Source organism: uncultured Mobiluncus sp. (assembly GCF_963511525.1).
Taxonomy (GTDB): domain Bacteria; phylum Actinomycetota; class Actinomycetes; order Actinomycetales; family Actinomycetaceae; genus Mobiluncus.
In genome coordinates this window covers 37,498-50,390 of the sequence record NZ_CAUPIY010000004.1, presented here as the reverse complement: position 1 = coordinate 50,390, position 12,893 = coordinate 37,498, and the positions used below count along the sequence as shown (strand labels likewise).

Genomic DNA, 12,893 nt, shown 5'->3' with positions numbered 1-12,893 from the left:
CTGACTCTAAGTCCAGAGGAGATAAACGATGGCGATTTTGACTATTGGTGATGAGTTCCCGGAGTACGACTTTCAGGCCGTAGTGGGCGGTGTACTCTCTGAGCTGCCCGTGAACAAGGAAGAAGACTACTTCACTCGGGTGCGCTCCGCTGACGTGCCGAAGGGCCAGTGGCGCCTGTTTATCATGTGGCCCAAGGACTTCACTTTTGTGTGCCCCACCGAGCTGGCCGGAATTGCCGGAGTGTACGAAGACCTGCAGGACCGCCACTGTGACGTGGTGGCGGTGAACACTGACTCCGAGTACGTCCACTTGGCTTGGCGCTCCAAGGACGAGCTGCTGAAAAACGTGCCGTTCCCGCTGGCCAGCGACCTGAGTCAAGAATTCGTGAAAGCTGTCGGGGTGTTGAACCGCGATGGCGTGTGCGACCGGGCATCGTACCTGGTCGACCCCGATAATCGGGTGCGTTTCGTCTCGGTCGACGACGGTTCGGTCGGGCGTAACGCTGAGGAGCTGGTGCGTCAGCTCGATGCCTTGCAGTCCGGCGGCTTGACCTCGTGTGGCTGGCATCCGGGCGAACCGACTCTCGATGTGTTCGAAGCGGCCACGAACTTGGTGTCGCTGTCTATCTGATTCTGTCTTCATCTTCATGACCGGGGAACCTCACGGGTTTCCCGGTCATTTTTTTGGTTTCGCGGCGTTCACAAGGGCGGTAGTGCGGCTGGCCCGGAACGTCGCGGAGCGTGTCCAAGATGCGGAACGATTCTTTTGTCAAGTGAGACAGGTGGTATATTTGGCGCAACAAAATTATTTAAACCAAAGGAGCGTAAACTCATGCATCCTAAACTAGAAAAAGTATTACAAGAAACTGATCATCGTAACCCCGGCGAACCGGAGTTCCTCCAGGCCTTGACCGAGGTACTCATCTCGCTGGATCCGATTATCGAACGGCACCCCGAATACGCTGATTACGGCCTGTTGGAGCGTCTGACCGAGCCGGAACGCCAGATTATTTTCCGGGTTCCCTGGGTTGATGACCACGGCGATGTCCAGGTCAACCGCGGCTACCGCGTGGAGTTCAACAGCGCGCTCGGCCCGTACAAGGGCGGCTTGCGTTTCCACAAGTCGGTGAACCGCAACATCATCAAGTTCCTGGGGTTCGAGCAAATCTTTAAGAACGCCTTGACGAACCAGGGTATCGGCGGCGGCAAGGGCGGTTCGGACTTCGACCCGCACGGCAAGTCGGATAACGAAGTCATGCTGTTCTGCCAGTCTTTCATGACCGAGCTCTACCGTCACATTGGCGATAAGACCGACGTTCCTGCTGGTGACATCGGTGTGGGCGGCCGCGAGATTGGCTACCTGTTCGGTCAGTACAAGCGTCTGACCGGCGTGCACGAGGCCGGTGTTTTGACCGGGAAAGGTCTGGGCTGGGGCGGTTCTCTGGTCCGTACCGAGGCGACCGGTTACGGTCAGGTCATGTTCGCCCGCTTCATGGCCGAGGATCGGGGCGAATCCCTGGAAGGCCGGACCTGCGCGGTTTCCGGTTCGGGCAACGTGGCGATCTACGCCATCGAAAAAGCCCAGCAGCTCGGCGCTAAGCCGGTGACCTGTTCGGATTCCAACGGCTGGGTGTATGACAAGGAAGGTATCGACCTGGATTTGCTCAAAGAGATTAAGGAAAAGCGCCGCGGTCGGGTTTCCGATTATGCCGCGCAGCGCCCCAGCGCGGAGTTCCACGATTCCGGTCGGGTTTGGGTCGTTCCCGTTGATGTGGCTCTGCCTGCCGCGACTCAAAACGAAATCGATGAAAACGACGCTCGGACCTTGGTTAAGAACGGCTGCAAGTACGTGGCGGAGGGCGCGAATATGCCCTCGACTCCCGAGGCTATTGATATCTTCCAGGCTGCTCCCGGAGTTTCCTACGCTCCGGGCAAGGCCGCTAACGCCGGTGGCGTGGGGACTTCCGCTTTCGAGATGGAACAGAACGCCTCGCGTTCCCACTGGTCTTTCGAGTATGCCGAGGAACGTTTGGAAGCCATGATGCGCGACATTCACACCGACTGCTTGGCCACCGCTGAGGATTACGGCAAGCCCGGCGACTACGTTTACGGTGCGAACATCACCGGTTTCCGCCGCGTTGCTGACGCCATGCTGGCTCACGGCGTCATCTGATTTTCGCCTGACGGGTATATCTTCGGGGGCATTGTCGCTTAGGGGCGCTCGCGAGAGGCGGAAGGGGGAGGGCCCCCGCGCTCCTCACCCCCAAGTTGCCGAGGTAAAAATCCCGATGAATCGCCGCTTATACTAAAAAAACTGCTCGGTATGCCGTATGGCATACCGAGCAGTTTAAACCGGTTTCACAGATTCTGAGCTGGTTTTGGCCAAATTATCCAAGGCGAAATTGATTTATAAGGTGGGATATGGGCAGTAGCTGCCATTATTGGCAGCTACTGCCCATATCTCCCTAGTTAGCCACACCCGCGCGGGGTATTGAGCTAATTTTCCAGCGTCGGGTTACAGGTTTTTCAGTTGAGCCAGGGCGGCCGCGGGGGATAGGTCCGAGGGGAAGTTGAATCCGGCGCGGGGCGACAGCGTCATGCCCTCCCAGATGACGGGCCCATCGACAGAGGTAGAGCGCTTGTACTGCTGGGTCAGGAAGCGGCGGTAAAACACTTCCAGCCATTTCAGTACTTCCTCGCGGGTAAAGTAGCGGCCCTCGTTTGACCAGTCGCCCGCGGAGTCTTTCGTGTCCCCGGCATCATGGCACTTATCCGCGGTGTCCTGACACGTACACCCCTCTGGTTTGGTAAACGCCGCCAGCGCCAGGAACCCGACCAGATCCGGTCCGGCTCCGCGCAGCGTGTGGTACAGGAAGAAATCGTGCAACAGGTACGGCCCGATTGACCCCTCGGTGGTCTGGTGTTGAGCCGTCCCGCCGCTCTCGTGATCCGGAATCAGCTCCGGGGTGACATCGGTGGCGATGATGGATTCCACCGCGTCCAGCAGACCCGCGGGGTCGGCGACCAACTCGCGCTCGATGAGCACTTCGGTGGCCTCGCGAATCAGATCGGGCATCATCGACTTGGGCACGCCGCAGTTCACCGAATAGTGGCTCATGTGGTCCCCGACTCCGTAAGTCGTCCACCCCAGCGCACTTTCGGACAAATCCCCGGTCCCCAGCACGAATCCGCGGCGCTGATTGGCCAGCCGGAACAGGTAATCGCTGCGCAGCCCGGCTTGGACGTTTTCAAACGTGACGTCATAGACCGCCTCGCCGTATCCGGCGGGGTGTCCCATCGTCTTCAGCATCTCGGTCGCAGAAGGCCGGATGTCGATAAGTTCGCAGCCCACCCCGATGGCGTCGGCCAGTTTTTGGGCGTTGCCTTTCGTGTGTTCCGAAGTGGCGAAACCCGGCAGGGTAAAAGTGAGGATATCCGCCTTGAAATCTGCACTGTCGCGGGTGTTTTCAAGGTGCTCCGCCGACTCATGCGCTCTCGCGCTGTGGCGCGTGGCTTTAGCCGCCGTTGCGACCAACAGGGCCAGCGTAGAGTCCAGACCGCCGGAAATCCCCAAAACAATGTTCGAATCCCCCAATGCCTGCAAGCGCCGTACCAGGGCATCGCGCTGTATATCGAAGGCTTCGCGCAGGTCAGCCCGGTAGCGCCGGTCCGTCACGGGAACCAGGGGACGCTGCGCGGGCGGCTCCAGCAGGGGAATCTCGGTGTCCAAATCCAGCGCCACCTCGAAGTTTCCGTATCCGGTCAGCTCGGTATAGCCCGGGCCGGTGTAGCGCACCGCCCGTGCCAGTTCCGGCAGCACGATGTCAGCCAGGGTCAAACCGGCACTGCTCAGGTGCGTTTCCGCAGCCAGGACCTGACCATCGGCGGCTATAAATCCGCTGGCGCTGTAAGCCCCGTCAGTGGAGGATTCGCCGTGGGAGCCAATCGTTTGCACGACTGCCAGGTGCAGGTCACGAGAGAGGGTGCGAGCCGCGCGGTGCAGGTGACGGGTGGAGCCGACCGTGTGCGCCGGTGCGGCCAGGTGGGCGATGACGGTGGCGGTCGGCAAGGAATTGCCTGACATGGCCGCGCCGAAAGAATTGCAGGTATAAAAGCTCACCGGAGCCGGATTGTCGGCTACGGCCAGCCGGTTCAGCGAGCCTACCACCGGCAAAATATGCAGGCCCGGCAGGTTTGTGGCCGAAAATCCCCAGCTCTGGTCCAGGTCGTCGTGAGCCTCTCCGCCCCAAATAGACACGGCCCGCGACACCCCGCCGAGCCTGGCCCCGACGATGATGACTATCGAAAGGTCCGCGGTCTGGGTCGCAATCCAATGCAGCGCCGAAACGGTGGCGTTGGCGACCGCGGTGTTCGCTCCCCAATCCCCGAGGGTGACGCCGGTCAGGCAGTCTTGGGGGAACACCACCAGGGCGGCGTGTTGGGCGGCGGCGGCCCGAGCCAATTCGACGATTTGGCGGGCATTGGCGTGGGGGTCTCCCAGCTGGATAGTAAAAGTCGCGCTGGCTACGCGCGCGATTCCGTGAGCATAGATGTTATCCATGAAACCAGTTTAGTCGCCCCGTGCCGCCCGCGGTCCTATCCGCCGTTCCACCAATCCACCAATCCACCAATCCACCAATCCGCCCCCGGCCGCACGTACCGGCACTCCGCGGTTCACCCCGACTGACCCAGATATTGGCACATACCCCCACTTTGGCCGCGCATTCCGCTTAGAATTAACCCGAAAGGGGTACGCGATGGAACACCTAGTACGGAAAACTGCGATAAAACTGGCTGATGGCCGCGATTTGTTCTATTTTGATGATTCTGAGCCCTATGTTTCCGGGCGGGCCACTCGCCGCAGCGACGATCCGCGTCCGCTGCCGCCTCGGTTTGAGTCGGTGGACGGAACGGCGGTGTCGGGCCCGATTATGCGCCGCGACCCGTTGACGGGGGATTGGATTCCGATGGCGGCTCACCGCATGAACCGCACTTTCCTGCCGCCCGCCGACGCCAACCCGCTCGGGCCGGCGCGTCCGGGCGCGACCTACCAAGACGGCGAAATCCCGGACACCGACTATGACGTGGTGGTTTTTGAAAACCGTTTCCCTTCCCTGCTGGAAGTTCCCGGCGCAAACAACGCCGAAACCCACCCAGATGGACAGGACTTGTTCCGCGAGCGTCCCGCCAACGGGCGTTGCGAAGTCGTGTGTTTCGGCCCGGATTTGCACACGAACTTGGTTTCGATGGGGCCGCACCGGATGCGAACGGTCATTGAGGCCTGGGCGGACCGCACCGCCGCGCTGTCGGCGTTGCCCCAGATAAAACAGGTTTTCGTGTTTGAAAATCACGGCGAGGACATCGGGGTCACCCTGTCTCACCCGCATGGGCAAATCTATGCTTACCCTTACCTGACGCCGAAGACCGCGGCGATGTTGCGCCAGGCGCGGGCTTTGGCGGATAAAACCGGCGACCCCGAGGCGAACCTCATCGCTTCGGTGCGGGACGCAGAAGTCCGGGCGGGCACGCGCCTGGTCGCAGAAAACGCTCACTGGGTGCTCTATGTTCCGGTTGCGGCGCGTTGGCCCCTCGAGTTTCACCTGGTGCCGCGGCGAATCGTGCCGGATTTTGCGGCTCTGGACGCGGCTCAGCGTGAGTCGCTGGCCGACATTTACCTAAAGATGATGATTGTGGCGAACCATTTTCATCGCGAGCCGGCTCGCGGCGAGGACGCGCAACCGGGGCCATATTTGCCGGTCAACTATATTTCGGCGTGGCATCAAGCGCCGGTGTCGCCCGCGGACGGTCGCGTTCAGCTGGGCCTGCACTGCGAGTTCTTCTCTTTCTTGCGCGCGCCGGGCAAACTGAAATACCTGGCGGGTTCCGAATCTGGCATGGGTGCCTGGATTTCCGACACGACCCCGGAACGGATTGCCACCCGCGCCCGCCAGGCGGCTCACGAGTGCGTGGAACTGGACGCTTTTGCGGGCCTGGATTACCCCACGACTTTCCACTAGACCCCCACTCCCGCCCCCGGTACCCGTCCGAACGGTAAACCAAGTCAACCGCCCTTCTGAACTTAATCCGAAATCCACACCATGAAACGAGGCAAATCATGAGCGACGCCACCCCCGCCACCCCCGCCAATCCGGGCAACACCCCGGCCACCCCGGACCAATCCCAGCCGCTATTCATGAACCCCTACACGTTAGAACAGGGCCGGACCCGCGCCGCCGGCTTGTTTTGGAAAACGTTTGGCGCCGAGCCGGCCGGCGTGTTTCGCGCGCCGGGGCGGGTCAATGTCATCGGGGAACACACGGATTACAACGGCGGAGTCGCGCTGCCGATGGCTCTGCCTCACGCGACCTATGCCGCGATGAGCCCGCGCCCGGACCGCCGGTTACGCCTCATTTCGGCCCAGTTTGACCCGGACAGCGAGGCTCTGGAACTGGACTTGGACGAGTTTTCCCACGGTTTGACCGATGCGATTCCCGAGGACGGTTCGCGCCTGGTGCGCGGCCCGGCGGCTTATGTGGGCGGCACGATTTTGAGTCTGGAGGACGTGTTGGAACGCCCGGGGGCGGCGACCGGTTTCGATATTGCGGTGGATTCCTGCGTGCCGCTAGGGTCGGGGCTGTCCTCGTCGGCGGCGCTGGAGTGTGCCGTGGCGGTCGGGGTTGACGCGCTGTGCGGTTTCGGCTTGGCTGATTCTATTCCAGGCCGCCACCAGCTGGTTGATGCGGGTCGGCGGGCGGAAAACTTCTATGTCGGAGCGCCCACCGGCGGGCTGGACCAGGCGGCGGCGCTGCTGAGCCACCCCAACCAGGTGTTCCTGTTGGATTGCCGGACTTTTGAGACGATAGATTTCCCGTTTGCGCTGGCCCAAGCGGGGATGGAGCTGCTGGTCATCGATACGCGGGCGCGTCACGATTTGGCTGACGGCCAATATGCGGCGCGCCGTCAGACATGCGAGATTGCGGCCGCGGCGATGGGCGTGGAGTTCCTGGGCGAACTGGCCGGGGTGCTGCAGCCCTCTGATTTCGACCGACCGCTGGAAAACCCTGATATTGCCACGATTTTGCCGCGTTTGTCCAAGCGTCTGGGCGAGGGCGAGGCGGCGGCGGAGGTGTTTCGCCGGGCTCGCCATGTGCTCACCGAAATCGTGCGGACCCGCAACTTTGCCTACGAGTTGATGCGTCCCACGGTGGATTGGCGCAAACTGGGCCGGATGATGAGCGAGTCTCACGAGTCTCTGCGCGTGGACTACGAGGTCAGCTGCCCGGAGTTGGATTTGGCGGTGCAGGCGGCGATGCAGGCCGGCGCGTTGGGGGCGCGTATGACAGGCGGAGGTTTCGGCGGCTGTGCTATCGCTCTGGTTGACCTGGATGACGTGGATCGGGTTGCTAGTGCTGTGACTGCCGCCTTTAGTCAGGCTGGTTGGCAAGCGCCGGCGTTCTTGGTCGGCGAGCCTTCCGCTGCCGCCAGCCAAGTTTAGTTCGCTGTCGGCTGTCACAAGCCCGGACAGCGAAAAGGCCGGCCCTGCAAAAGGACCGGCCCTACGCGTCTGTGGTGTTTTAGTTCATCAACAACTTTTGAGCGGCAGCGGTGCTGATGCTTTGCGCCGCAGTCGCGGCTTGCGGTGCTGCGGCGATAGCGGACTTCGCGTCCCTCGCGGCCGCGCCAGCCTGGTCGGGAGTCATGGCCGGTCCGCCCAGTTCGTCCAGGTTGCCGGTCAGGGAGTTGAACAGCCCGCCCAGCGCGAAGGTTTGCGCCGCGATTTGAATCTTGGCGTGGGACACCAGCAAATCAGCGCGTTCCACGGATTTCATCGAGGTGTCCTTGTCGTCCAGGTTGATGGCCGCGATTCCGCGTCCGCCGGTGGCCAGCAGGGAGGCCAGGTCGCGCAAATCCGGGGAGCCGACCGAAACGGTCACGCCCGCGCCGTGCGCGCCAGGGGCGATGGAAAAGTCGGTGCCGTCCAGGACGGTTTCGCCCTGGTAGCGAGCCCCGTGCAGGGTCTGATCCAGTTTCGCCAGTCCGTCAGCCAACGCCAAGCGGGCGGAGGGGTCGGATTTACCGGCGGCAACTACGCTGTGAATCCACTCGAGATGTTTCGCGGCGGTATCCAGGTTTTCGTTGGCGACACGCAAAACTTCCACCCCGCGCTGGGCGGCGTTCAGTGTCTGGTGGGTCTGGCCGACTTTGGCCGCCAGCGGGTTCGCCCGCAAATCCAAGGAATCCACGCGGCTGGGCGCAGCGGCTTGCTGGAGCGACTCGGCTTTCTGAGCCGCAGCGCTCTGTGCTGCCTGCTGCATCGCCAGCAGGCTGGCATTGGTATTGGTGGTGAGTTGAACAACCATGATGGCCTTCCTTAGCGTGTATCGTCGTTCCGGTTAATCCTGGGACATAAAGTTTGTTTTTGGTGACCCGCCTGGTCACCAAGCTGTTGAATCAATGATAACATCCTGAAAGCAACCTGGGAATAGAAAGATTTTATATTCGTGGCAAAGAAGATTTCTGACACGGTCGGTCGGACCGCGGTTTTCGCTTGGATTTCCGGGGTTTGCGGCGTTCCCGAGGTCGGTTCCGGCGAGCCTGCGCTCTCGCCGTGGTCCCCGGATTTGATAGGACATTTGCCTGAGTTGAGTGCGTCAGTGCCCCGGGCCACGGTGGCGACCGCGGTTCGGTTTACCCTGCAGCTGTTGGAGGCGCGAGCGCCGGGCCAGGCGGTGGAAGTGCGGGTTCCGCCGTTCGGGGCGGTGCAGATTCTGCCGGGGACGACGCATCGGCGCGGGACCCCGCCGGCGGTTATTGAGATGCCTGCCGAGGTGTGGCTGGCGTTGGCGGTCGGGGGTTTGCCCTGGTCGATGGCGATTTCACAAGGGTTGGTGGCGGCTTCGGGGAATCGTGCGGACTTGGGGGAGCTGTTGCCGCTGCGGATCTAAACCGCCGCGCACGCCCCCACGCCCCCGCTCGTCCCCAAAAAGGGCGACGGAACTACCTTGTGCAGTGTGAGCGGCGAGAACGCCCGCAACGATGAGAGTGCGCCAGCAAAGAAAAGGGCGTCGCGCGGGGAAACTCGCCCCCAAGAATCGGTGGCAGCGGCCAGGTTAGGACAGTAACCGCAGAGCGGAAGACATCGCCGTGTTCGCTTGGGCGGTGAAAGCGGCGGCGCCGGATTGAGCCAGTTGCGCTACCGTGTTGGCGACCAGGTTCTGAGCCAGAGCGGGGGTACCGCCGATGGCAGCGCCCAACAGCTTGGAGCTGGAGTTCATCGCGTCTACGGTCGAGGCGGTCGCGTCGCTCAAACCGGTGCGGACCTGGGCGACCGCGCCTTGGGCGATGTCTAAGCTCTGCGAGACTGAGGGGTTGGCGTCGCGGATAGCGTTCGGGGTGGCCAACAGGCCGGCGAAGTCCTGGAGTCCCAAGCCCTCGGTGTTGAAACCTTTGCCGTTGGGCAGGGTGGCGTCGATGGTGACGCGGGCGGAATCGCCGACGGTGAAAGTGGCGCGGAACCGGCCGTCCAGCGTCTTGTGACCGGCGAAAGATTCGTCGTCGACCAGGCTGTCCAGGCGGTGGGCCAAGGTCCCGAAGGCTTCGGTCAGTTCGGCGCGCCGGGTGCCAGTCAGGGATTCGTTCGACAGTTCCGTCACGATGGTTTTCATGCCGGCGAGGACTTCATCGGTTTTGCCCAAGGATTCATTGACCGCGTTGGCAGTGGTGACCGCGGCTTGGGCGGTCTGGGATTTAAAGTTTTCGGTGGCGACTTCCGCGCGAGTGTTGGAAGTGGGGGAAACTTGGACTTCATCGCCGAAACCGTCAATCTTCCCGGAATCAGCGTTGACCTGCGTGGTTGCGGGGGCAACCGGAGCAGCCTTGGCGGCTCCCCGTAGGGCGTCCAGACCGGCACTCAGCCCGGAGGTTCCCTGGTGCGCGGCGGCGAGTTCTTTGGAGGTCGCGGCATTATTCCACGGGGTAATCAGGTTGTTCGCCTGGTAATTGCCCAAACCATTCAGCTGCATCTACGACTCCAATATAGATTTGTTCGGCTTTACTAGCCTCGGTGACTTACACCTAACATGTTCGGCAGTTTTCGTCGCCGTATTAGAAATTTTATGGAGCATTTGCGCAGGAAATCGCCATTTCAGGGAATTGTTAGGACAATTAGACTCGGCGTGTTGCCTTGACCTTTGCTAACGCTAACCGGTAGTGGGAAAAATTACCGCCTGGTAAGGAACGAAATTATTGCAAATTCAAGGAAAACTCGGTTTTATTTCAGCCATTTTCCAGGCGCGAGCGACCCTGTTTTACCCCTCGCGCCAGGCGGCTTTTGGGAGTACAGTTTTATACAGATTCTATAAGCTTTATTGACCTTTTCATGGTTAAGTTTCACCGAGGAGTTTGCGATGTCTCAATCAGCGAAAGGAATGGGAATCAAGGTCAGCGCGGGCGGGCCGTACCTGGTGACCGGCGGGGTGCCGTTGCGAGAGGCGCGGATTCACCCCGAGGGGCCGGGCTACACCTGGGATCCGGGGCGTGACTTGCCCCAAGGCGAAACCTATGCCCTGTGCCGCTGCGGATTGTCCTTTGACAAGCCGTTTTGTGACGGTTCGCATCATCAGGCGGACTTTGTGGGGACGGAAACGGCCAATCACCAGCCCTATACCGAACGCATCGACATTGTGGAAGGTCCCCAGCTGCGCATGGGCGACGACGGACGCTGCGCTTACGCTCGGTTTTGTCACGGCCCTGCCGGGGACGCGTGGACGCAGGTCGCCGCGGCGCAAACTCCGGCTCAGGTGGCGGCGGCCACCAAAGTGATTGACGAATGCCCGGCCGGCCGCTTGACGCGCTTGGATTCCCAGGGCGCTGTGCAGGAACCGGACTTGGAGCCGCTGGTGGTCGTCACCCAAGACCCCCAAAATGAGTGCTCCGCCGGAATCTACGTCCAGGGCGGGATCCCGTTGACGGACGCGAACGGGCAGACTTACCCGGTTCAAAATCGCTACGTGCTGTGCCGCTGTGACGACTCCAAGAACGCCCCGTTTTGTGATGCCAGCCACGTGAACATCGTCTTTGACGACGGGCATATCAACGGCTGAAGCCGGGCGGATGAATCGTGGGTTGGCGGGTCTGAAACGTACTGCTTGTTGTCGTGGCCTGCTGGTAGGTCGACCGCGGCCAACAGACAGAGCCCGATATCACGGCTGGTGACCGCCCTGGTGCGCCGGGTCTGCGCGGGGCGAACGGGTACCTTGGGGTGCGCATCGCTGGGCGGGCGCTACACCGAACCGGCCGACGCTTTGCGCTTCCAAATCGGCGCGAACGCCACCGACATGGACACCATCGCCGTCACCTTCGTTGACGTGGTTGACATTGCCCACGCGCAACTCGGCTACATCCCCCAGGACGCCAATCACGAAGCCTTCCGCAAGGCCATCGGAAACATTCACACCCAGATTACGACCATATCCAGTGCCCGCGGCGAACTCGGTGCCATCCAGGCCCGCTTCGAACACACGATTAACAACCTGAACGTGATGGCGGAAAATTATGCAGCAACGAGCTCCCGAATTAAGGACGCCGACATGCCAGCCGAAGCCGTCAACTTCATGCGTGTCCGCATTTTGTCCCAATCTTCCAACGCGATGTTGACCCATTCCATCAACAACCCCCGTGGCGTTCTGGCCCTGCTCAACGCCGCCTGACGCGCGCCACGTTTCCCCGCCTCACGCATAACCCGCCCCGATTTTTCCGTTCAATAGCAGCGATAATCCTGCGGATTACCGCGCAACCTCCTGGGGTTCGGTAATGCTAGAGCAAGCTCTGGATTACACTCGCCCTGCGTCGTTGTCCCCTTGGTTGCGTTCTCGGGTTGGTGCTGGTTTTTAGGTTCCCGCACACAACAGAAACACATGATTGATTTAATTCCTGTTTTTGTGCTTCTTTGGAGAGTATTTGTACCTATTCTTTCGGAGCAAATGCTCAAGTCCATTGTTTCCGTTTTACTAACGCGCTTGTTGGACGGCGCTGCGAACCAGTTTGTAGTGCGGGGTGTTCCTTGTTTGCCGGCTTGGGTAGCGCACGACTTTGCTAGTGATATGGCACCGGTTTTTCGACGAATTTGCGCACTTAGTCGCGGCACTTGCAGATTTCTTACGTTGGGGCTGCTTGGTCTCGGCGGGGGTGATTTGTCCTTTTTCCTTGTGTATATTGGCCTCAGGTGGCAATCCGATGCTATTAGTAAATAACCCTTGAATTAATCGTTCAAGTACCCTAGTATTAATCCATGAAACGCCGCGACTTGCTGAAACGCCTTGCCGATATCGCAAGCCGCAAAGGCGAATCGCTGGAACTCGAAGAAGGCGGCAACCACACCAAAGTCCGCATAGGGCAATGGTCCGAGCCAATCCCGCGCCACCGCGAAATCCAGGAACACCTTGCTAAGGGCATTATCAGGAGGGCAAGCCGATGACCGTAAAAACCCCAAAAACCTCGAAAACCCAGAAGATGACCGACATCACCGCCCATGCTATCCGTGAAAACGGCTGGTGGGTGGCCGACTTCACTTGCGATGGCAAGGAATACGGCACACAGGCGAAGCGCCTGGATCAGCTGGTGGACATGGTCAAGGACGCTTCAGCCCTGATGACCGGCCGCCCGGAAGACACTTTCGATGTCCACATCGTTGTCGACATGGCTGAATACATTAGCGAAGTTGAAAAATATAAAGAGGCTGCCGCGCAAGCCCGCGATGCCGAGGCGAAAGTTGCCGCCGCTTCGCGTTCCGCGGTCGCAAAACTGAAAAAGGCCAACCTCGGCGTGCGCGACATAGCCACTTTGATGGGGGTCAGCCCTCAGCGCGTGTCCCAACTTGCCCATGCCTAAGGCGT

Annotated in this window: 12 protein-coding genes; 9 read left to right on the top strand and 3 right to left on the bottom strand. The window is 60.8% G+C overall.

The features are described 5' to 3' along the window. Positions 1 to 28: 28 nt before the first annotated feature. Positions 29 to 631 (top strand): redoxin domain-containing protein, encoded by a 603-nt coding sequence (locus RQ935_RS04210; protein WP_311497350.1) that lies wholly within the window; start codon positions 29 to 31, stop codon positions 629 to 631. A gap of 201 nt (positions 632 to 832) precedes the next feature. Continuing rightward, on the top strand, positions 833 to 2,173 hold the full coding sequence (gene gdhA, locus RQ935_RS04205) for an NADP-specific glutamate dehydrogenase (RefSeq protein WP_299294747.1): 1,341 nt from the start codon (positions 833 to 835) through the stop codon (positions 2,171 to 2,173). Positions 2,174 to 2,515: 342 nt separating this feature from the next. Here the strand turns inward: gdhA and RQ935_RS04200 are convergent, their stop codons facing one another. Further along, complete coding sequence (locus RQ935_RS04200; protein WP_311497349.1) at positions 2,516 to 4,561, bottom strand: NAD(+) synthase; 2,046 nt, start codon at positions 4,559 to 4,561, stop codon at positions 2,516 to 2,518. A gap of 196 nt (positions 4,562 to 4,757) precedes the next feature. On the opposite strand from RQ935_RS04200, the gene galT reads away from it, so the two are divergent. Together galT and galK are read left to right on the top strand one after the other, a co-directional pair. After that, positions 4,758 to 6,017 carry a galactose-1-phosphate uridylyltransferase gene (gene galT, locus RQ935_RS04195; protein WP_311497348.1) on the top strand — a complete coding sequence of 420 codons (1,260 nt, stop codon included), beginning with the start codon at positions 4,758 to 4,760 and terminating at the stop codon, positions 6,015 to 6,017. A 98-nt stretch (positions 6,018 to 6,115) separates the two neighbouring features. Next, on the top strand, positions 6,116 to 7,495 hold the full coding sequence (galK, locus tag RQ935_RS04190) for a galactokinase (protein ID WP_311497347.1): 1,380 nt from the start codon (positions 6,116 to 6,118) through the stop codon (positions 7,493 to 7,495). Positions 7,496 to 7,574: 79 nt separating this feature from the next. Here galK and RQ935_RS04185 read toward each other — a convergent pair whose 3' ends face one another. Beyond that, positions 7,575 to 8,360 carry a hypothetical protein gene (locus RQ935_RS04185; protein ID WP_311497346.1) on the bottom strand — a complete coding sequence of 262 codons (786 nt, stop codon included), beginning with the start codon at positions 8,358 to 8,360 and terminating at the stop codon, positions 7,575 to 7,577. A gap of 261 nt (positions 8,361 to 8,621) precedes the next feature. On the opposite strand from RQ935_RS04185, the gene RQ935_RS04180 reads away from it, so the two are divergent. Then, on the top strand, positions 8,622 to 8,945 hold the full coding sequence (locus RQ935_RS04180; RefSeq protein WP_399532031.1) for a sterol carrier family protein: 324 nt from the start codon (positions 8,622 to 8,624) through the stop codon (positions 8,943 to 8,945). A gap of 165 nt (positions 8,946 to 9,110) precedes the next feature. Here RQ935_RS04180 and RQ935_RS04175 read toward each other — a convergent pair whose 3' ends face one another. Then, positions 9,111 to 10,022, bottom strand: a complete 912-nt coding sequence (locus RQ935_RS04175) for a hypothetical protein (RefSeq protein ID WP_311497344.1) — start codon at positions 10,020 to 10,022, stop codon at positions 9,111 to 9,113. Positions 10,023 to 10,406: 384 nt separating this feature from the next. Here RQ935_RS04175 and RQ935_RS04170 point away from each other — a divergent pair, with 384 nt between their 5' ends. From RQ935_RS04170 to RQ935_RS04155, 4 genes are all read left to right on the top strand, one after another. Then, positions 10,407 to 11,102: a CDGSH iron-sulfur domain-containing protein gene (locus RQ935_RS04170; protein WP_311497343.1), complete on the top strand. Its 696-nt coding sequence runs from the start codon at positions 10,407 to 10,409 to the stop codon at positions 11,100 to 11,102. A gap of 45 nt (positions 11,103 to 11,147) precedes the next feature. Further along, entirely contained in the window at positions 11,148 to 11,708 is a 561-nt protein-coding gene (locus tag RQ935_RS04165) for a flagellin (RefSeq protein ID WP_311497342.1), read from the top strand. A gap of 581 nt (positions 11,709 to 12,289) precedes the next feature. Further along, a complete protein-coding gene (locus RQ935_RS04160) occupies positions 12,290 to 12,475 on the top strand; it encodes a hypothetical protein (protein WP_036324903.1) in 186 nt (61 codons plus the stop codon). Further along, positions 12,472 to 12,888: a hypothetical protein gene (locus RQ935_RS04155; protein ID WP_295028718.1), complete on the top strand. Its 417-nt coding sequence runs from the start codon at positions 12,472 to 12,474 to the stop codon at positions 12,886 to 12,888. Before RQ935_RS04160 ends, RQ935_RS04155 begins: the two co-directional genes overlap by 4 nt. Positions 12,889 to 12,893 lie beyond the last annotated feature (5 nt).

Excerpts from the sequence above, each read along its gene's own strand:
- galT (WP_311497348.1), top strand. The coding sequence starts at position 4,758 with ATGGAACACCTAGTACGGAAAACTGCGATAAAACTGGCTGATGGCCGC.
- gdhA (WP_299294747.1), top strand. The coding sequence starts at position 833 with ATGCATCCTAAACTAGAAAAAGTATTACAAGAAACTGATCATCGTAAC.
- RQ935_RS04170 (WP_311497343.1), top strand. The coding sequence starts at position 10,407 with ATGTCTCAATCAGCGAAAGGAATGGGAATCAAGGTCAGCGCGGGCGGG.
- RQ935_RS04175 (WP_311497344.1), bottom strand. The coding sequence starts at position 10,022 with ATGCAGCTGAATGGTTTGGGCAATTACCAGGCGAACAACCTGATTACC.
- RQ935_RS04160 (WP_036324903.1), top strand. The coding sequence starts at position 12,290 with ATGAAACGCCGCGACTTGCTGAAACGCCTTGCCGATATCGCAAGCCGC.
- RQ935_RS04200 (WP_311497349.1), bottom strand. The coding sequence starts at position 4,561 with ATGGATAACATCTATGCTCACGGAATCGCGCGCGTAGCCAGCGCGACT.
- RQ935_RS04185 (WP_311497346.1), bottom strand. The coding sequence starts at position 8,360 with ATGGTTGTTCAACTCACCACCAATACCAATGCCAGCCTGCTGGCGATG.
- galK (WP_311497347.1), top strand. The coding sequence starts at position 6,116 with ATGAGCGACGCCACCCCCGCCACCCCCGCCAATCCGGGCAACACCCCG.
- RQ935_RS04155 (WP_295028718.1), top strand. The coding sequence starts at position 12,472 with ATGACCGTAAAAACCCCAAAAACCTCGAAAACCCAGAAGATGACCGAC.
- RQ935_RS04210 (WP_311497350.1), top strand. The coding sequence starts at position 29 with ATGGCGATTTTGACTATTGGTGATGAGTTCCCGGAGTACGACTTTCAG.